Source organism: Escherichia sp. E.sYA108, assembly GCF_011754335.1.
In the GTDB taxonomy this organism is placed as follows: Bacteria; Pseudomonadota; Gammaproteobacteria; order Enterobacterales; family Enterobacteriaceae; genus Escherichia; species Escherichia coli.
Genome location: NZ_JAAQVZ010000001.1, coordinates 4,865,534 through 4,884,189, shown reverse-complemented (window position 1 = coordinate 4,884,189; position 18,656 = coordinate 4,865,534). Strand labels below are relative to the sequence as shown.

The 18,656-nt window shown below is 53.4% G+C and carries 17 protein-coding genes; 4 read left to right on the top strand and 13 right to left on the bottom strand.

The window, feature by feature from the left end; all coding sequences use genetic code 11:
• Position 1: 1 nt before the first annotated feature.
• From fpr to glpF, 4 genes are all read right to left on the bottom strand, one after another.
• A complete protein-coding gene (gene fpr, locus HBM92_RS23315; RefSeq protein WP_000796345.1) occupies positions 2-748 on the bottom strand; it encodes a ferredoxin--NADP(+) reductase in 747 nt (248 codons plus the stop codon).
• A gap of 96 nt (positions 749-844) precedes the next feature.
• On the bottom strand, positions 845-1,855 hold the full coding sequence (gene glpX / locus HBM92_RS23310) for a class II fructose-bisphosphatase (protein WP_001250644.1): 1,011 nt from the start codon (positions 1,853-1,855) through the stop codon (positions 845-847).
• A gap of 170 nt (positions 1,856-2,025) precedes the next feature.
• Positions 2,026-3,534, bottom strand: a complete 1,509-nt coding sequence (glpK, locus tag HBM92_RS23305) for a glycerol kinase GlpK (RefSeq protein ID WP_000136799.1) — start codon at positions 3,532-3,534, stop codon at positions 2,026-2,028.
• Positions 3,535-3,556: 22 nt separating this feature from the next.
• Entirely contained in the window at positions 3,557-4,402 is an 846-nt protein-coding gene (gene glpF, locus HBM92_RS23300) for a glycerol uptake facilitator protein GlpF (RefSeq protein ID WP_000084268.1), read from the bottom strand.
• Positions 4,403-4,826: 424 nt separating this feature from the next.
• On the opposite strand from glpF, the gene zapB reads away from it, so the two are divergent.
• Positions 4,827-5,072: a septal ring assembly protein ZapB gene (gene zapB, locus HBM92_RS23295; protein ID WP_001296623.1), complete on the top strand. Its 246-nt coding sequence runs from the start codon at positions 4,827-4,829 to the stop codon at positions 5,070-5,072.
• An 84-nt stretch (positions 5,073-5,156) separates the two neighbouring features.
• Here zapB and rraA read toward each other — a convergent pair whose 3' ends face one another.
• The 7 genes from rraA to priA all read right to left on the bottom strand — a co-directional run bounded on the left by rraA (position 5,157) and on the right by priA (position 13,122).
• Positions 5,157-5,642 (bottom strand): ribonuclease E activity regulator RraA, encoded by a 486-nt coding sequence (rraA, locus tag HBM92_RS23290; RefSeq protein ID WP_000872908.1) that lies wholly within the window; start codon positions 5,640-5,642, stop codon positions 5,157-5,159.
• A gap of 92 nt (positions 5,643-5,734) precedes the next feature.
• Positions 5,735-6,661, bottom strand: a complete 927-nt coding sequence (menA, locus tag HBM92_RS23285; RefSeq protein WP_001305044.1) for a 1,4-dihydroxy-2-naphthoate polyprenyltransferase — start codon at positions 6,659-6,661, stop codon at positions 5,735-5,737.
• 66 nt (positions 6,662-6,727) lie between these two features.
• On the bottom strand, positions 6,728-8,059 hold the full coding sequence (gene hslU / locus HBM92_RS23280) for an HslU--HslV peptidase ATPase subunit (RefSeq protein ID WP_001293344.1): 1,332 nt from the start codon (positions 8,057-8,059) through the stop codon (positions 6,728-6,730).
• A gap of 9 nt (positions 8,060-8,068) precedes the next feature.
• On the bottom strand, positions 8,069-8,599 hold the full coding sequence (hslV, locus tag HBM92_RS23275; RefSeq protein WP_000208242.1) for an ATP-dependent protease subunit HslV: 531 nt from the start codon (positions 8,597-8,599) through the stop codon (positions 8,069-8,071).
• Between the two features lie 92 nt (positions 8,600-8,691).
• On the bottom strand, positions 8,692-9,651 hold the full coding sequence (gene ftsN, locus HBM92_RS23270; RefSeq protein ID WP_000068846.1) for a cell division protein FtsN: 960 nt from the start codon (positions 9,649-9,651) through the stop codon (positions 8,692-8,694).
• A 91-nt stretch (positions 9,652-9,742) separates the two neighbouring features.
• A complete protein-coding gene (cytR, locus tag HBM92_RS23265) occupies positions 9,743-10,768 on the bottom strand; it encodes a DNA-binding transcriptional regulator CytR (RefSeq protein WP_000644904.1) in 1,026 nt (341 codons plus the stop codon).
• Positions 10,769-10,923: 155 nt separating this feature from the next.
• Positions 10,924-13,122 carry a primosomal protein N' gene (gene priA / locus HBM92_RS23260; RefSeq protein WP_001305041.1) on the bottom strand — a complete coding sequence of 733 codons (2,199 nt, stop codon included), beginning with the start codon at positions 13,120-13,122 and terminating at the stop codon, positions 10,924-10,926.
• A 202-nt stretch (positions 13,123-13,324) separates the two neighbouring features.
• Here priA and rpmE point away from each other — a divergent pair, with 202 nt between their 5' ends.
• A complete protein-coding gene (rpmE, locus tag HBM92_RS23255) occupies positions 13,325-13,537 on the top strand; it encodes a 50S ribosomal protein L31 (RefSeq protein ID WP_000710769.1) in 213 nt (70 codons plus the stop codon).
• Positions 13,538-13,597: 60 nt separating this feature from the next.
• On the opposite strand, the gene HBM92_RS23250 is transcribed toward rpmE, so the two are convergent.
• Both HBM92_RS23250 and metJ read right to left on the bottom strand, forming a co-directional pair.
• Positions 13,598-14,206 (bottom strand): YiiX family permuted papain-like enzyme, encoded by a 609-nt coding sequence (locus HBM92_RS23250; protein WP_000702296.1) that lies wholly within the window; start codon positions 14,204-14,206, stop codon positions 13,598-13,600.
• A gap of 59 nt (positions 14,207-14,265) precedes the next feature.
• Positions 14,266-14,583, bottom strand: a complete 318-nt coding sequence (gene metJ, locus HBM92_RS23245; protein WP_000852812.1) for a met regulon transcriptional regulator MetJ — start codon at positions 14,581-14,583, stop codon at positions 14,266-14,268.
• A 276-nt stretch (positions 14,584-14,859) separates the two neighbouring features.
• On the opposite strand from metJ, the gene metB reads away from it, so the two are divergent.
• Both metB and metL read left to right on the top strand, forming a co-directional pair.
• Positions 14,860-16,020, top strand: coding sequence for a cystathionine gamma-synthase (metB, locus tag HBM92_RS23240; RefSeq protein WP_000197205.1), 1,161 nt, complete (start codon positions 14,860-14,862; stop codon positions 16,018-16,020).
• Positions 16,021-16,022: 2 nt separating this feature from the next.
• Entirely contained in the window at positions 16,023-18,455 is a 2,433-nt protein-coding gene (metL, locus tag HBM92_RS23235) for a bifunctional aspartate kinase/homoserine dehydrogenase II (protein WP_000110754.1), read from the top strand.
• The last annotated feature ends 201 nt before the right edge of the window (positions 18,456-18,656 follow it).

Here is an 18,656-nt window from a genome sequence, read left to right as displayed (position 1 = left end):
CTTACCAGTAATGCTCCGCTGTCATATGGCCCGGTCGGCGACGTAAATGTTTCGTCATCTGCCGGGTCTCCTTCAGCAACTGTTGTGTATCGCGCACCATCTGTGGATTGCCGCACAGCATCACATGGCTGGTTTCTTTATTCATCGGCAGGCCAACCGCGCTTTCCAGTTCACCACTTTCAATTAACGCCGGTAATCGCCCAGTGAGCGAACCCGCAGCCGTTTCCCGACTGACCACCGTCTGAATGCGCAGTTTCCCCTCGTAGCGTTTTTCCAGTTCCTGCATCAGAGGTAGATAGCTTAAGTCGGCGGCATATCGTGCGGCGTGAACCAGCACCATGTTTTTGAAGCGTTCTAAATCTTTGCCCAATTGCAGAATCGATAAATAAGGGCCAATCGCTGTACCGGTTGCCAGCATCCATAGCGTTTCGCAATCTGGTACTTCATCCAGCACAAAGAAGCCAGCGGCTTCGCTAACCACCTGCACTTCATCGCCCGGTTTCAGTGCCGCCAGTCGTGGACTTAATTTGCCATCGGGGACGGTGACCAGGTAAAACTCCAGATCCGGATTATCGGGCGAGTTAACATAGGAGTAGGCGCGCTGAACGCGTTCGCCTTCAATTTCAAGGCCAAGTTTGGTGAATTGCCCGGCGGTAAACGGAAGCACGGGAGCGTGAACGGTGAGACTAAACAGGGCGTCGGTCCAGTTCTGCACTTTAGTGACTTTGCCTGTTACCCAATCAGCCATGTTTTTCTCCTGTTTTGATTGACTTGCCTTATCTTCGTTCTCCGAACAAAAAAATTCCAGTCCCGAAGGACTGGAAGGCTCAATCGATCAAATCAATCAGAGGATGTGCACCTGCATTTCCGGGTCTTTACGATCCAGATAGTGGATGGACTGAATGCGACGAATGGTGCGTGATTTACCACGGATCAGCAGCGTTTCGGTGGTGGCGATATTGCCTTTGCGGCTAATACCTTCCAGCAGATCGCCTTTGGTAATACCGGTGGCAGAGAAGATGACGTTGTCGCTGCGCGCCATATCGCCCAAACGCAATACTTTACCGGCTTCGATGCCCATCGCTTTGCAGCGTGCCAGCTCCTGCTCGCCAATGCGACGATTCTCTTCGTTGTCGCCTTTGACGTCATGACGCGCCAGCAGACGACCGTTCATGTCACCATCTAATGCGCGGATCACCGCCGCAGAAACCACGCCTTCCGGCGCGCCGCCAATGCCGTACAGTACATCGACTTCACTGTCCGGCATACAGGTGAGAATTGAGGCCGCCACATCGCCATCCGGAATAGCAAATACGCGTACGCCGAGTTGTTGCATTTCTGCGATAACGGCATCGTGGCGCGGTTTTGCCAGAATCGTTACCGTCAGTTCGCTCAACGGTTTGCCGAGCGCCGCCGCAACATTGCGCAGGTTATCCGCCAGCGGCAGGTTCAGATCAATGGTGCCTTTGGCTCCCGGTCCGACGATCAGCTTCTCCATATACATATCTGGCGCGTTGAGGAAACAGCCTTTATCGCCTACTGCCAGCACCGCCAGCGCGTTAGCCTGGCCCATCGCCGTCATGCGCGTGCCTTCAATCGGATCAACAGCAATATCTACCGCGTCGCCGCGACCAGTACCGACTTTTTCACCAATGTAGAGCATCGGTGCTTCGTCGATTTCACCTTCACCAATGACGATGGTGCCGTCAATGTTGACCTGGTTGAGCATAATACGCATGGCGTTTACCGCCGCGCCGTCCGCGGTGTTTTTATCGCCGCGTCCTAACCATTTGTAGCCAGCCAGCGCTGCTGATTCGGTGACGCGGGAAAATTCGATGGCAAGTTCTCGTCTCATAGCAAACTCTAAGCAGTAAGGAATGGCGCGAAGTGTAGCACAGGGGAAGGGCGGGATTATTGATGTGTGCGGGGTTGCCCCCGCACGGTTTCAGAGTCTGTGTGATGCCGGATGTGTATCCGACTCGTAGGCCTGATAAGACGCGCAAGCGTCGCATCAGGCAATCATTATTACTCGTCGTGTTCTTCCCATGCCATCGCGCGTTTGACCGCTTTTTTCCAGCCTGCGTAACGGTAATTACGCTCAGTGGTTTCGATGCCAGGACGGAACTCGCGTTCAATCACCGCTTTCTCTTGCAGCTCGTCAAGATTCTGCCAGAAGCCAACCGCCAGACCAGCAAGATAGGCCGCACCCAAAGCGGTGACTTCGCGCACTTCCGGGCGCTCAACGCGCGTACCGAGAATATCGGACTGGAACTGCATCAGGAAATTGTTTGCCACCGCACCGCCGTCCACGCGCAGCGCGTGCAGACGAATACCGGAGTCGGCCTGCATTGCTTCCAGCACGTCACGCGTCTGATAAGCAATAGACTCCAGCGTCGCGCGTATAATGTGGTTAGCGTTCACCCCACGAGTCAGACCGAAAATCGCCCCGCGTGCATACGGATCCCAGTATGGCGCACCCAGCCCGGTAAAGGCCGGAACCACATACACACCATTGGTGTTTTGCACTTTGGTGGCGAAATATTCGGAATCGTAGGCGTCGTTAATCAACTTCATCTCATCGCGCAGCCACTGAATGGACGCGCCCGCCATAAACACTGCACCTTCCAGCGCATAGTTCACTTCGCCAGTCGGGCCGCAGGCGATGGTGGTCAGCAGGCCGTTTTCTGATTTTACCGCTTTCTCGCCAGTGTTCATCAGCATAAAGCAGCCAGTGCCATAGGTGTTCTTCGCCATTCCTTCTTTCACGCACAACTGACCAAACAGCGCCGCCTGCTGGTCACCGGCGATCCCGGAGATTGGAATACGCGTGCCGCCTTTGCCGCCAATGTTAGTCTGACCGTATACTTCGGAAGAACGACGCACTTCTGGCAGCATCTCGCGTGGAATATCCAGCACCTCCAGCATTTTGTCGTCCCAGTCCAGACTATGGATGTTAAACAACATGGTACGAGAGGCGTTGGTGTAATCGGTCACATGGACACGGCCCTGAGTCATTTTCCAGATAAGCCACGTATCAACCGTACCAAACAGCAATTCACCACGACGCGCACGCTCGCGAGAGCCTTCCACATGGTCGAGGATCCACTTCACTTTGGTGCCAGAGAAGTACGGGTCAATCACCAGACCGGTGTTGTTACGAATGTACTCTTCCATGCCATCGCGTTTGAGATGTTCGCAGATTTCTGCGGTACGACGGCACTGCCAGACAATGGCGTTATAGATAGGCTTGCCGGTTTCTTTTTCCCAGACAATAGTGGTTTCACGCTGGTTCGTAATACCGATAGCTGCAATCTGATCGGAACTGATATCGGCTTTCGCCAGCACTTCTACCAGCGTGGAGCTTTGGGTGGCCCAGATTTCCATTGGGTCGTGTTCTACCCAGCCTGGTTTTGGGTAGATTTGCTCAAATTCGCGCTGCGACACGCTAATGATATTGGCATCGTGATCCATTACGACCGCGCGGGAGCTGGTGGTGCCCTGGTCGAGCGCAACGATATATTTTTTTTCAGTCATGTTTAATTGTCCCGTAGTCATATTACAGCGAAGCTTTTTGTTCTGAAGGAGTTGTGGTCTCCTTTTCTTCCACAACACAGATATCGCAAGGCAAATGGCGACCAATCAGTTTGCGGTAGGCAAATGCACCTACAATCGCGCCAACGATAGGGCCAAAAAGCGGCACCAGGAAGTAAGGAATGTCTCTGCCGCCGGTAAAGGCGACATTGCCCCAGCCCGCCAGCCAGGCAAAGACTTTCGGACCGAAGTCACGCGCTGGGTTCATGGCAAAACCCGTCAATGGGCCCATAGATGCGCCAATGACCGCAATCAGTAGACCAATCAGCAAGGGAGCCAAAGGGCCGCGTGGTACACCGTTGCCATCGTCCGTTAACGCCAGGATCAGCCCCATCAGAATAGCGGTAATCACCATCTCAACTGCGAAAGCCTGCACAAAATTGATATGAGGATTAGGGTAAGTAGAGAAAGTGCCAGCCAGATCAACACTTTCAACGCTGCCGCGAACAATGTGATGAGTCTGCTCGAAGTCGAAAAATAAATTGTAGTAAAGCCCGTAAACTAAAGCCGCAGCACAGAAAGCGCCGGCAACTTGTGAAACGATAAAAGGAATAACTTTGCGCTTGTCGAAACAGGCAAACAGCCACAATGCAATGGTAACAGCGGGATTAAGATGCGCGCCGGAAACCCCTGCGGTCAGGTAGATGGCCATTGCCACCCCCAGTCCCCAAATGACACTGATTTCCCACTGACCAAAAGACGCACCAGCGACTTTTAGTGCTGCAACGCAACCCACACCGAAAAAAATCAACAACCCGGTACCGAGGAATTCAGCAATGCACTGGCCTTTCAAGGTTGATGTTTGACTCATAATCGGATCCTGAAGAGTTAATGTTTGTTGTATGCGTGAAAGTCACGGACCTCCACGATGCTTGTAGGCATGCTGTAAACTTATCGTTAACGAGCAAAAACGAGAAATATCGAACTTAAAATGTGTGTGCTTCGTCATAAAATGAGCGTTATCGCGCCATTTATTCCATCTGATTGTACATGATGCATGTTTGTTAGATCATTCGCGCAACAAATTTATTAACATTTTCGATTGGTGTGGATTATGTCACCAGGAGAAGGATGAAAAGTGTGGCAAACCGTAATCTGCAAGGCGTGCCGCTGGACAGCGATGGCGCGGCTTCATACAATCGGAGCTAACTAAAGTGCGCTCGTATTTATTAAGGCGTCACCGGTAATCGGGACGAGGATTTTTATCCATCAACGCCTTGCAATTCAGGAGAGGTATGACAATGTCATTAGAAGTGTTTGAGAAACTGGAAGCAAAAGTACAGCAGGCGATTGATACCATCACTCTGTTGCAGATGGAAATCGAAGAGCTGAAAGAAAAAAACAACTCACTGTCGCAGGAAGTTCAAAATGCCCAGCATCAGCGCGAAGAGCTGGAGCGTGAGAACAACCATCTGAAAGAACAGCAGAACGGCTGGCAGGAACGTCTGCAGGCCCTGCTGGGTCGCATGGAAGAGGTCTGATTACACTTCATCTTTCGCGTAATTTCTTTACTGTGTAGGCCAACAGGTAACGCAGAAAAAAGGCACCTTGCGGTGCCTTTTTTATCATTCAATATCCAGCGGATCTTCTGAAAGAATAATCCCGGTATTGTCGGCATAAAGATGGTCGCCGGAGAAGAAGGTGACACCGCCAAAATTGACGCGGACATCGCTTTCGCCAATGCCTTCGCCAGCGGCACCAACCGGAATTGCCGCCATCGCCTGGATGCCGATATCCAACTCTTCCAGGTCATCTACCTGACGCACCGCGCCGTAAATGACCAGACCTTCCCATTCATTTTGTACTGCCAGACGCGCCAGTTCAGCATCGACCAGTGCGCGACGAACAGAACCTCCGCCATCGACGACAAGAACACGACCACGGCCATTCTGTTCGAGCAGATCGTACAGCAACCCGTTGTCCTCGAAACATTTTACCGTGATTATTTGTCCGCCAAACGACGCCCGTCCGCCAAAGTTGGAGAACAGCGGTTCCACGACGTTAACATCTTCTTGATAGATGTCACAAAGCTCGGAAGTATCGTATTTCATAGGCTTAACATTCAGTTGCTGCGAGAATTTTCAGTATATCGCGCTATGTGGGCTGTTGGCAAAATCATCAATTGTTAATTGATATTTGTCAGTTATGCTGCCCACTGGCTTAGGAATATCCCTAAAACAAACAGCAGGTTAGTCAGTAACGCTCCTTTGACAGTGCGTTCCAGCATTGGTCGCATCGCCACCGGGTCCATTTCGCGCATCACATAACGAGCTTGCTTCACCAGCAACGGTGCCGCCAGCAGGAACAGCCAGCCCCACAGGCTATGCAGCGAAAAGAGATTAAACAGCGCCAGACACACCAGAGAGCCCATCAGCAGGCAGGCATGATAACGACGCGCGTTTACTGCGCCTAAGCGCACCACCAGCGTGTTTTTGCCGTTTTCGCGGTCGCTATTGATATCACGCAGGTTATTAATGTTCAGTACTGCCGTTGCCAGCAGGCCGCATGCGGTTGCCGGAAGGATCAGTGCCGGAATCAATGTATGAGCCTGTAAATACCAGCTCCCCATGACGCTCAACCAGCCAAAGAAAACCAGTACGGAAATATCACCCAAACCGATATAACCATAAGGACGATTGCCCACGGTGTAGGTGATAGCGGCAATGATCGACAACCCGCCAAGAATCAGGAAACCGACAAAATCGGCCAGCGTATGGCACGCCACTGCAACCAGTGCCAGCCCGGAAAGACAGATGAGCACAACGGTAATAATGAGCGCCCGTTTCATCTCTTGCTGGGTAATGACCCCTTTTTGCATGCCGCGTAGCGGCCCAATGCGGTCAGGTTTATCGCTGCCTTTTACCGCATCGCCGTAATCATTGGCGAGGTTAGAAAGGATCTGTAATAGCCCGGCGGTAATCAATGCCAGCAGGGCGACCAGTGGATCGAAGTGACCTTGCCACCATGCCAGCGCCGTCCCGACGATAATTGCAGCAAAGGCGAGGGGGAGGGTTTTAGGTCGTAAACTTTCCAGCCACGCCTGAGTTCGGCTAATTTGTTGTTCAGTCATAATACGCGCCAATAAAAATGGGGCCTTTCAGCCCCATCAAACAATGATGAAAATGATTGAACGCGATTATAGGATAAAACGGCTCAGATCTTCATCTGCCACCAACGCATCCAGATGTTTGCTCACATAATCTGCGTCAATAGTGATAGTTTGACCGCTTAAATCGCTGGCGTCGTAGGAAATCTCTTCCATTAAACGCTCCAGAACGGTATGTAAACGACGAGCACCGATGTTTTCGGTAGATTCGTTCACCTGCCATGCCGCTTCCGCGATGCGCTTAATACCGGAGTCGGTAAACTCGATATTTACGCCTTCAGTTGCCATCAGTGCTTTGTACTGCACAGTGATAGAGGCATTCGGCTCGGTCAGAATACGCTCGAAGTCGCTGGTGGTCAGTGCCTGCAGCTCAACGCGGATTGGCAGACGACCTTGCAGTTCCGGGATCAGGTCAGACGGTTTCGCAATCTGGAACGCGCCAGAAGCGATAAACAGAATGTGGTCAGTTTTGACCATCCCATGTTTGGTGGAAACAGTGCAACCTTCTACCAGCGGCAGCAGGTCACGCTGAACGCCTTCACGAGAAACATCTGGACCGGAAGACTCGCCGCGCTTACAGATTTTGTCGATTTCGTCGATAAACACGATCCCGTGCTGCTCAACAGCGTCGATAGCATCTTGCTTCAGCTCTTCCGGGTTCACCAGTTTCGCCGCTTCTTCTTCAATCAGCAGCTTCATGGCGTCTTTGATTTTCAGCTTACGCGCTTTTTGTTTCTGACCGCCCAGGTTCTGGAACATGGACTGCAGCTGGCTGGTCATCTCTTCCATGCCCGGAGGAGCCATAATTTCAACGCCCATCGGTGCTGCGGCAAGATCGATCTCGATTTCTTTGTCATCAAGCTGGCCTTCACGCAGTTTTTTGCGGAATGCCTGACGAGCAGCGGACGGTTCCTGCTGCTGTTCGGTCTGTCCCCAGTTATTTTTAGCCGGTGGGATCAGTACGTCGAGAATACGTTCTTCTGCCAGTTCTTCAGCGCGATAACGGTTTTTCTCGATAGCCTGGACGCGTACCATTTTCACGGCGGCATCGGTCAGATCGCGAATAATAGAATCCACTTCCTTACCGACATAGCCCACTTCGGTGAATTTGGTCGCTTCAACTTTGATGAACGGCGCATTCGCCAGCTTAGCCAGGCGACGGGCGATTTCAGTTTTACCGACACCGGTCGGGCCGATCATCAGGATATTTTTCGGGGTCACTTCATGGCGCAGCTCTTCGTTGAGCTGCATGCGACGCCAGCGGTTACGCAGAGCAATCGCCACAGAACGCTTGGCGTTGTCCTGGCCGATGATGTGCTTATCCAGTTCGCTGACGATTTCGCGTGGGGTCATTTCAGACATGGGAGATCCTTACGCTTTGTAGCTTAATTCTTCGATGGTGTGGAAATGGTTGGTATAGATGCAAATGTCGCCTGCAATATCCAACGCCTTTTCAGCAATTTCACGGGCGCTAAGTTCAGTGTTTTCTAACAGCGCGCGCGCCGCAGCCTGGGCGTAAGGGCCGCCGGAGCCGATAGCAATAAGATCGTTTTCTGGCTGCACCACGTCACCGTTACCGGTGATGATAAGCGATGCAGTTTCATCCGCGACTGCCAGCAGTGCTTCAAGTTTGCGCAGCATGCGATCGGTACGCCAGTCTTTCGCCAGCTCAACGGCGGCTTTGACCAGATGGCCCTGATGCATTTCCAGTTTACGTTCAAACAGTTCGAACAGCGTAAAAGCATCCGCAGTACCGCCCGCAAAGCCCGCGATGACTTTGTCGTTGTACAGACGGCGGACCTTTTTCACGTTGCCTTTCATTACGGTATTGCCCAACGTGGCCTGACCATCACCAGCGATGACCACATGGCCGTTACGGCGTACGCTTACTATAGTTGTCACGAGCTGACCCCTTGGTTACGAATACAGAGTACAAACCCCGTACAAAAGTACGGGGCATAATGCAATTATAGATGGGGGGGATTTTGAGGGTTTCAACCCCCGGCGGCGAGCCGAATGCAGTTTGTATGACCCGCCATCTTCAAGCGATTGAGGGTGCTGTCTGCGTTCTCTTTGCCTTTCACCGGGCCAATCACCACACGATTCCAGCCATTGTTGGTGGTAATTTTTGAGTCAAAGCCTTCGAACGCCAGCTGAGCACGTACCGTCTCTGCCTGTTCCGCGCCTCTGAACGAACCGCACTGCACCATCCAGCGGCGTTCGTCTTTTTTCTCCGCCGTCGGTTTTGGCGCGTCAGCGACACGAGCAACCGGCGCAGCTTGCTGCGGCTTCGACTGCGCGGTCGTGTGCGCAGGGGTTTGCAGCAGATCCTGGTACGGCTGCTGAGTAGAAGCCGGTTTAGACTGGCGCGGTTGCGCCTGTACCGGCGCGGCTTGCGACGTACGCGTCTGCTGCTGCCAGCTTTGTTCAGTCGTACGCGACTGCTGAACCAGGCGTTGCTGCTCCGCTAATTGCTGCGCCTGACGCTGGCGCTGTAGCGTTTGCTGACGCTGTTCCGGCGTCTGTTCATTCCACGGAACTTCAACCAGCTGCGTTGGCTGCTGGCGCATATCAGCCTGCATTTGCTCAAGAAGCTGGCGTTGTTCTGGTGTCAGTTGCTCCGGCGTTTTCACTTCACCACCGGCAGAAGGTTCTGTAGGCGCACGCACACCCGGCTGGCGACTTTCCAGCTCTTTGATGTAGCGCCAGCGTTCTTCTGGTTTTGGTGGTAGTCCGTTTCCGGTCACTTTCTGGCTTTGCAGCGTCTCGGACTCTTCTTTCTTGTGATGCGTAATGAAGTACAGACCACCGATAAAGGTCACAAGAACGGCGGCAGCAATAGCGACCATAGCGGGAGAAACCGCAGGCAGATTTCGTTGCTTTTTCCGTGAGGTGCTCTTTTTTCGCCGCGAAGGTGCCGGTTGGCTGCGGCGTACATAATCTCGTTGTGCCACTATCGTTTCGCTGTATTTATTCGTTCGTCAGCCCGCCATGTTACTTAAGCGGCGGGCCTTTGACCAGTCACGGCAGTCTTAAAGGTTTACTTTAAGGTAACGCGCGTGTTGATCCCCGGATGATAAGTTCGCAGTCCATTAAACGAGAGCCACTGCCAACGTGTTGCCCCTGCATTTGATCAAGCAATAACAGCATAGCTTCCCGACCGATTTCGTAACGCGGCTGCGCGATGGTTGTCAGCGGCGGATCACAAAATTGCGTCAGGTCGATGTTATCAAAACCGATTATGGAAAGGTCTTCCGGGACTTTCAGCCCCTGGCGTTTTGCCTGAGAAAGTGCGCCGAGCGCCATCACATCGCTATGGCAGAAGACAGCAGTAGGCGGTTGTGGAAGATCAAGCAACTGCTGCATCGCTTTGCTTCCGGCTTCGAAGGTGAAGTCGCCACGGGCGATGTATTGCGGATCAACCATAATGCCGCAGCGACGCAGCGCCTGAACGTAGCCTTGCAGGCGGTAGTGACACAGCGGCATCTCTTCGGGACCGGCTATACAGCCAATCCGTTTATGCCCTTGCTCATATAGATAATTTACTGCATCAAATGCGGCGGTCAGATTGTCTATATGAACTGTAGGTAGCTCCAGTTCCGGTGCAAATTCGTTCGCCATCACCATCGGCGGCAGATTACGCTGTTCCTCAATGCTGGCATCAAACGGCAGCCTTGAACCCAGCAGCAACATGCCATCAATTTGCTTGGTGATGATCAAATCGATAAAGGTTTTTTCCTGCTGATTTTGATGCGCACAGTCGCCAATCAGCACCAGATATCCGTGATTTGCCGCCGTAACTTCGATACCGCGAATAATTTCGCTAAAGAAAGGGTCGCAGATATCCGGGACAATCACCAGAATAGTGCGGGATTCATTACGCTTGACGTTGCGCCCCATAGGCTGTGGTAAATAACCCACTTCCCGGGCCGCTTTTTCAACCCGATTACGAGTGGCCTGGGAGACTTTATCGGGATTCATTAATGCTCGGGAGACGGTCGCTGTAGAGACTTTTGCCTTGAGGGCAACGTCTTTCATGGTCGCGGCAGTTTCCTGCTTCTTCGCTTTCACACTCACTCCTCGCCTGGCACGTCAGGCGTACTACATCCATGTTTACTTCACATCGGCAACATTTTTAGCAGATAGCGCGTGAAAACGGTTACAGAATTTTCATGAAAAGTGTGATGAATATTGAATTTTTCGATCCGCCTCGCATCGTGAGCGGTTTAACCCTCAATCGGATCGACATCCAGCACCCATTTCACCTTGCGGGAATCCGGTATTGTATTAATAAGCGCCAGCGTACCATTGATGATGTGCTGTAAGCGCACGCGGGAAGGGTGCTGCAACAATATCTGCCAGCGCCAGCGACCGCCACGTTTAGGGGCCAGCGCCGGAACCGGACCGAGAACCCACAGTTTCTCGTCTGCCAGTGGGCTGGCGAGAATGAGATTACGCAGTTGTTGCAGGAACAATGGCGCGTGCTGATTGTTATGATCTTCCGCACGCACAATCACATGGCTGGTCCACGGCGGCAGCTGCATCATGCGTCGTTCAGCCAGTGCCTGTTCGGCAAAGGCGTCGTAGCCTTTATAGAGCAATGTTTGCAACAGAGGATGTTCCGGATGGTGCGTTTGCAGCACCACTTCGCCCTGTTTACCCGCACGCCCGGCACGACCGGCGACCTGGGTGTAAAGCTGGGCGAAACGTTCTGCCGAGCGAAAATCGGCAGAAAACAGCGCGCCGTCCACATCCAGTAACGCCACCAGCGTCACATCCGGAAAGTGGTGACCTTTCGCCAGCATTTGCGTGCCAATCAAGATCCTCGCGCCGCCGCGATGCACTTCCGCCAGTTGCTGTTCCAGCGCCCCTTTGCGGCTGGTGGTATCGCGGTCGATACGAGAAATGGGGACACCAGGGAACAACGGCGCGAGCGTCTGTTCAAGCTGTTCGGTGCCCAGCCCCACGGGTACCAGGTGCGTGGAACCGCAAGAAGGGCACTGGCGCGGCACCGGACGCTGACTGTCGCAATGGTGGCAGCGCAAATGCTGTTGCGCCTGATGCAGCGTGTAGTAGTGATCGCAACGTGGGCATTCGGCTATCCAGCCGCAGTCGTGGCACAGCAGCGCAGGCGCAAAACCCCGACGATTAAGAAAGAGGATAACCTGATTGTTGGCCTGTAAATGCTGGCGCATACGGGTGATTAACGCCGGAGCCAGACCTGCCTGCACCTTCTGACCTTTTAAATCCAGCACATGTTGAATTGCCGGGCGCGCATTGCCCGCCCGACGGGTCAGGCGCAGCAGGCGGTATTTTTTCTGCTGCACGTTGCATAACGTTTCCAGTGCGGGCGTTGCGGAGCCAAGAATAATTGGGATTTGCTCGCTATGCGCGCGATACACCGCCAGGTCGCGGGCATGATAGCGCCAGCCTTCCTGCTGCTTGTAGGAGCTGTCGTGCTCTTCATCAATAACAATCACGCCGAGATTTTTAAACGGCGTAAACAGCGCGGAGCGGGTGCCGATGACAATCGCCGCCTCGCCATTTTTCGCTTTCAACCACGCCGAAAGACGCTCGCTGTCGTTCAGGCCGGAATGCAGAACTTCCACCGGGGCATTAAAACGTTCACGAAAACGGGCGATAGTTTGCGGTGTCAGGCCGATTTCCGGCACCATCACCAGCGCCTGTTTGCCCTGAGCGAGCACGTTTTCCAGTACACTGAGATAAACCTCCGTTTTACCGGAACCGGTAACGCCCGCCAGCAGCCAGGCAGAAAAAGTATCTGCCGCGCTATGAATTGCGCCAACGGCGGTGGCCTGTTCGGTATTCAACCGCAACCGCTCACCAGAAACGGCATAGTTCGTTCGCCAGTCGCTAAACTCTGGTGTTTCACTTGCTAAATCACACAGACCTTTTTTGCGCAGTGCCTGCAACGCGGCATCATTAAATTCAAGTTCCGCGACCTGATCACGCCAGATTTTGCCTTGCCGTAACGCTGCCAGCGCCTGTTGTTGCTTTGGCGAACGTTTCAGGCTGTTCAGATCCACCGCCTGACCTTGTTCAGTGGCAAACCAGTACCACATCGGCGCGTTCGCCGCAGGCCGCCCCTGGCGCAGTAAAATCGGCAAGGCATGAAACAGCACATCGCCAATCGGATGATGATAGTAATCTGCCGCCCAGAGCAGTAATCGCCAGACAGAGTGAGTAAATACCGGCTCAACGTCCAGCACTTCAACTACCGCTTTCAGCTCGTTAAGCGGCAGCTCACTGACATCGCTCACTGACACCACAACACCGATACGCTCCTGTTGTTTGCCAAACGGCACGCGCACGCGACTCCCGGCTTTAACCGTCATGCCTTCTGGCAGCAGATAGTCAAAGGTACGAGGAAGCGGAACGGGCAAGGCAACGTGGGCAACGGGCATAGCATCATCCTGACTTGAAATTCGGTGGGTTAGTATACACATTGCCGTAGAAGAGTGCGGATCAGTTTGCATACGCTGGTTAATTTCTGTATGATTTCGCGCCTTCGTACGAAATGATCGTATTGAAGCTATACTTTTAACATCGCGTGGTGTCTGGCGTTAGGGCTGGAAGAGCGACGCGGCCTTAAACCGAGGTTTTCCCATGAAAAAAGATATTCACCCGAAATACGAAGAAATTACTGCTAGCTGCTCTTGCGGTAACGTAATGAAAATCCGCTCCACCGTTGGTCATGACCTGAACCTCGACGTGTGCAGCAAGTGCCACCCGTTCTTCACTGGCAAACAGCGTGATGTTGCTACCGGTGGCCGTGTTGACCGCTTCAACAAGCGTTTCAACATCCCGGGCAGCAAATAAGACCGGATTTCCGAAAAAAGCGCCGCACGGCGCTTTTTTTGTGCCTGAATTTTGGTCGTATTACCAGGAAAACAGCGGCCATTCTTTGGCGACCGTGGTGAGTTGTGGCGCATCGAAAACGGCTTGTGGCGAGACCACCGTTTCCTCAAGCGGAATATTTTTCCCGTAACGTTCTTTGAGTTTCGCCTGAACCAGCGGGTTACTAAGATCGAACTCTTTCAACTTCTGCTGTTCACCTACGCGCATCCCCAGCGCGTTCTGATAAACCTTCCACACCACTTCCGAACAGTACTGGCGATCGTCGCTCCACGAGAAGCTGAAATCGTACGGTTTGCCGAGATAACGTTTTGCCGTTTGCGCCAGTTTTTGCTGTTGTTCGGTATTCAGTCCACCTTCAACGCGGCGAACAATGTATTTGCCATCTTCACCGTGGGCGATCCACTGCTTGAGCGGGGTGTATTTTACCGGGCCGGCCGCTTCAAAAACGTAGGGCTTTTTGTTGCGTATCACCAGCATACCGGTGTGGCTGTAATCGGAATGGGTCGCCAGTTGGATCGCTTTACTTTGCGATGAGCGAGAGATCTGAAAGATGATGTCGCCGGTTTGTGGTTGCCAGGCAAATGCAGGCACAGAAACCAGCAGGCTGAGAATCAGTAGCCTGATTTTCATCGTTAAACGTCCATGTATGAAAAAAGCGGCTGGTTAACTCCGCGCCGCTCTTTTCCGCTTTAGTATTCCCACGTCTCCGGGTTAATCCCCATCTCACGCATGATCTCTTTTGCCGCCTCCGGAATTTCGTCGCTGCGCTCTTTACGCAGGTCGGCATCATCCGGCAAAGGTTGCCCGGTAAAGGCATGCAGAAACGCTTCGCACAGCAGCTCGCTGTTGGTCGCGTGACGCAGGTTGTTCACCTGACGACGCGTGCGTTCATCGGTGAGGATTTTTAACACCTTAAGAGGAATGGAAACCGTAATTTTTTTGACTTGTTCACTCTTCTTGCCGTGCTCAGCGTATGGGCTGATATATTCGCCGCTCCATTCAGCCATGAGATACTTAATCCTCTTCGTCAATAAATTGAGGCCAGACCACACAATTAATATGGGTACTGACCGTAAACCCGCATAGTTTACCGTACAGGCGTTACCGTGACATCGTGTAATGCACCTGTCGGCGTGATAATGCATATAATTTTAACGGCTATTTGAGATTTGCTCAATCTATACGCAAAGAAGTTTAGATGTCCAGATGTATTGACGTCCATTAACACAATGTTTACTCTGGTGCCTGACATTTCACCGACCAAGCCCAGGGAACTTCATCACATGACGCGTAAACAGGCCACCATCGCAGTGCGTAGCGGGTTAAATGACGACGAACAGTATGGTTGCGTTGTCCCTCCCATCCATCTTTCCAGTACCTATAACTTTACCGGATTTAATGAACCGCGCGCGCATGATTACTCGCGGCGCGGCAACCCAACGCGCGATGTGGTTCAGCGAGCGCTGGCAGAACTGGAAGGCGGTGCTGGTGCAGTACTTACTAATACCGGCATGTCCGCGATTCACCTGGTAACGACCGTCTTTTTGAAACCTGGCGATCTGCTGGTTGCGCCGCACGACTGCTACGGCGGTAGCTATCGCCTGTTCGACAGCCTGGCGAAACGCGGTTGCTATCGCGTGTTGTTTGTTGATCAAAGCGATGAACAGGCATTACGGGCAGCGCTGGCAGAAAACCCCAAACTGGTACTGGTAGAAAGCCCAAGTAATCCATTGTTACGCGTCGTGGATATTGCGAAAATCTGCCATCTGGCAAGGGAAGTCGGGGCGGTGAGCGTGGTGGATAACACCTTCTTAAGCCCGGCATTACAAAATCCACTGGCATTAGGTGCCGATCTGGTGTTGCATTCATGCACGAAATATCTGAACGGTCACTCTGACGTGGTGGCAGGCGTAGTGATTGCTAAAGACCCGGACGTTGTCACTGAACTTGCCTGGTGGGCAAACAATATTGGCGTGACGGGCGGCGCGTTTGACAGCTATCTGCTGCTACGCGGGTTGCGAACGCTGGTGCCGCGTATGGAGCTGGCGCAGCGCAACGCGCAGGCGATTGTGAAATATCTGCAAACCCAGCCGTTGGTGAAAAAACTGTATCACCCGTCGCTGCCGGAAAATCAGGGGCATGAAATTGCCGCGCGCCAGCAAAAAGGCTTTGGCGCAATGTTGAGTTTTGAACTGGATGGCGATGAGCAGACGCTGCGTCGTTTCCTGGGCGGGCTGTCGTTGTTTACGCTGGCGGAATCATTAGGGGGAGTGGAAAGTTTAATCTCTCACGCCGCAACCATGACACATGCAGGCATGGCGCCAGAAGCGCGTGCTGCCGCCGGGATCTCCGAGACGCTGCTGCGTATCTCCACCGGTATTGAAGATGGCGAAGATTTAATTGCCGACCTGGAAAATGGCTTCCGGGCTGCAAACAAGGGGTAAAAATGAGTGTGATTGCGCAGGCAGGGGCGAAAGGTCGTCAACTGCATAAATTTGGTGGCAGTAGTCTGGCTGATGTGAAGTGTTATTTGCGTGTCGCGGGCATTATGGCGGAGTACTCTCAGCCTGACGATATGATGGTGGTTTCCGCCGCCGGTAGCACCACTAACCAGTTGATTAACTGGTTGAAACTAAGCCAGACCGATCGTCTCTCTGCGCATCAGGTTCAACAAACATTACGTCGTTATCAGTGCGATCTGATTAGCGGCCTGCTACCCGCCGAAGAAGCCGATAACCTCATTAGCGCTTTTGTCAGCGATCTTGAGCACCTGGCTGCGTTGCTCGACAGCGGTATTAACGATGCGGTGTATGCGGAAGTGGTGGGCCACGGTGAAGTGTGGTCGGCGCGCCTGATGTCTGCGGTGCTTAATCAACAAGGGCTGCCAGCGGCCTGGCTTGATGCCCGCGAGTTTTTACGCGCTGAACGCGCTGCGCAACCGCAGGTTGATGAAGGGCTTTCGTACCCGTTGCTGCAACAGCTACTGGTACAACATCCGGGCAAACGTCTGGTGGTGACCGGGTTTATCAGCCGTAACAACGCCGGTGAAACGGTGCTGCTTGGGCGTAACGGTTCCGACTATTCCGCGACACAAATCGGTGCGCTGGCGGGTGTTTCTCGCGTAACCATTTGGAGTGACGTCGCCGGGGTATATAGCGCCGACCCGCGTAAAGTGAAAGATGCCTGCCTGCTGCCGTTGCTGCGTCTGGATGAAGCCAGCGAACTGGCGCGTCTGGCGGCTCCCGTTCTTCATGCCCGTACTTTACAGCCCGTTTCTGGCAGCGAAATCGACCTGCAACTGCGCTGTAGCTACACGCCGGATCAAGGTTCCACGCGCATTGAACGCGTGCTGGCCTCCGGTACTGGTGCGCGTATTGTCACCAGCCATGATGATGTCTGCTTGATTGAGTTTCAGGTGCCCGCCAGCCAGGATTTCAAACTGGCGCATAAAGAGATCGACCAGATCCTGAAACGTGCTCAGGTGCGCCCACTGGCGGTTGGCGTGCATAACGATCGCCAGTTGCTGCAATTTTGCTACACCTCAGAAGTGGCCGACAGTGCGCTGAAAATCCTCGACGAAGCGGGATTACCTGGCGAACTGCGCCTGCGTCAGGGGCTGGCGCTGGTGGCGATGGTTGGGGCGGGCGTCACCCGTAACCCGCTGCATTGCCACCGCTTCTGGCAGCAACTGAAAGGCCAGCCGGTCGAGTTTACCTGGCAGTCTGATGATGGCATCAGCCTGGTGGCAGTACTGCGCACCGGCCCGACCGAAAGCCTGATTCAGGGGCTGCATCAGTCCGTCTTCCGCGCGGAAAAACGCATCGGCCTGGTATTGTTCGGTAAGGGCAATATCGGTTCCCGCTGGCTGGAACTGTTCGCCCGTGAGCAGAGTACGCTTTCGGCACGTACCGGCTTTGAATTTGTGCTGGCAGGCGTGGTGGACAGCCGCCGTAGCCTGTTGAGCTATGACGGGCTGGACGCCAGCCGCGCGCTAGCCTTCTTCAACGATGAAGCGGTCGAGCAGGATGAAGAGTCGCTGTTCCTGTGGATGCGCGCCCATCCGTATGATGATTTAGTGGTGCTGGACGTTACCGCCAGCCAGCAGCTCGCTGACCAGTATCTTGATTTCGCCAGCCACGGTTTCCACGTCATCAGTGCCAACAAACTGGCAGGAGCGAGCGACAGCAATAAATATCGCCAGATCCACGACGCCTTCGAAAAAACCGGGCGTCACTGGCTGTACAACGCTACCGTCGGCGCAGGTTTGCCGATCAACCACACCGTGCGCGATCTGATCGACAGCGGCGATACTATTTTGTCGATCAGCGGGATCTTCTCCGGCACGCTCTCCTGGCTGTTCCTGCAATTCGACGGTAGCGTGCCGTTTACCGAACTGGTGGATCAGGCGTGGCAGCAGGGCTTAACCGAGCCTGACCCGCGTGATGACCTTTCCGGCAAAGACGTGATGCGCAAGCTGGTGATTCTGGCGCGTGAAGCGGGTTACAACATTGAACCGGACCAGGTACGTGTTGAATCACTGGTACCTGCCCATTGCGAAGGCGGCAGCATCGACCATTTCTTTGAAAATGGCGATGAACTTAACGAGCAGATGGTGCAACGACTGGAAGCGGCCCGCGAAATGGGGCTGGTGCTGCGCTACGTGGCGCGTTTCGATGCCAACGGCAAAGCGCGTGTGGGCGTGGAAGCGGTGCGTGAAGACCATCCGCTGGCATCACTACTGCCATGCGATAACGTCTTTGCCATCGAAAGCCGCTGGTATCGCGACAACCCGCTGGTGATCCGCGGGCCAGGTGCAGGGCGCGACGTCACCGCCGGGGCGATTCAGTCGGATATTAACCGACTGGCGCAGTTGTTGTAGTGATTATTGAACAAAAGCTGGCAGTTGCCAGCTTTTGTTGTCACCCCTAAACCTCTTCCTGGGGAAGTGGTGATTGATTGTCATTTTGCCTTTGGTCAGTGCCCCCGGTAATAAGGGGGCTTTTGTGTTGAGCGATGAAGTAACAGAGTGAATGGTGAAGTTATTAATGACAATTACAAAATGACATTAAGTAACAATATC

What these genes read in the sequence shown, in the direction of transcription:
- fpr (WP_000796345.1), bottom strand. Translation starts at nt 748, where the DNA reads ATGGCTGATTGGGTAACAGGCAAAGTCACTAAAGTGCAGAACTGGACC.
- glpX (WP_001250644.1), bottom strand. Translation starts at nt 1,855, where the DNA reads ATGAGACGAGAACTTGCCATCGAATTTTCCCGCGTCACCGAATCAGCA.
- glpK (WP_000136799.1), bottom strand. Translation starts at nt 3,534, where the DNA reads ATGACTGAAAAAAAATATATCGTTGCGCTCGACCAGGGCACCACCAGC.
- glpF (WP_000084268.1), bottom strand. Translation starts at nt 4,402, where the DNA reads ATGAGTCAAACATCAACCTTGAAAGGCCAGTGCATTGCTGAATTCCTC.
- zapB (WP_001296623.1), top strand. Translation starts at nt 4,827, where the DNA reads ATGACAATGTCATTAGAAGTGTTTGAGAAACTGGAAGCAAAAGTACAG.
- rraA (WP_000872908.1), bottom strand. Translation starts at nt 5,642, where the DNA reads ATGAAATACGATACTTCCGAGCTTTGTGACATCTATCAAGAAGATGTT.
- menA (WP_001305044.1), bottom strand. Translation starts at nt 6,661, where the DNA reads ATGACTGAACAACAAATTAGCCGAACTCAGGCGTGGCTGGAAAGTTTA.
- hslU (WP_001293344.1), bottom strand. Translation starts at nt 8,059, where the DNA reads ATGTCTGAAATGACCCCACGCGAAATCGTCAGCGAACTGGATAAGCAC.
- priA (WP_001305041.1), bottom strand. Translation starts at nt 13,122, where the DNA reads ATGCCCGTTGCCCACGTTGCCTTGCCCGTTCCGCTTCCTCGTACCTTT.
- rpmE (WP_000710769.1), top strand. Translation starts at nt 13,325, where the DNA reads ATGAAAAAAGATATTCACCCGAAATACGAAGAAATTACTGCTAGCTGC.
- HBM92_RS23250 (WP_000702296.1), bottom strand. Translation starts at nt 14,206, where the DNA reads ATGAAAATCAGGCTACTGATTCTCAGCCTGCTGGTTTCTGTGCCTGCA.
- metJ (WP_000852812.1), bottom strand. Translation starts at nt 14,583, where the DNA reads ATGGCTGAATGGAGCGGCGAATATATCAGCCCATACGCTGAGCACGGC.
- metB (WP_000197205.1), top strand. Translation starts at nt 14,860, where the DNA reads ATGACGCGTAAACAGGCCACCATCGCAGTGCGTAGCGGGTTAAATGAC.
- metL (WP_000110754.1), top strand. Translation starts at nt 16,023, where the DNA reads ATGAGTGTGATTGCGCAGGCAGGGGCGAAAGGTCGTCAACTGCATAAA.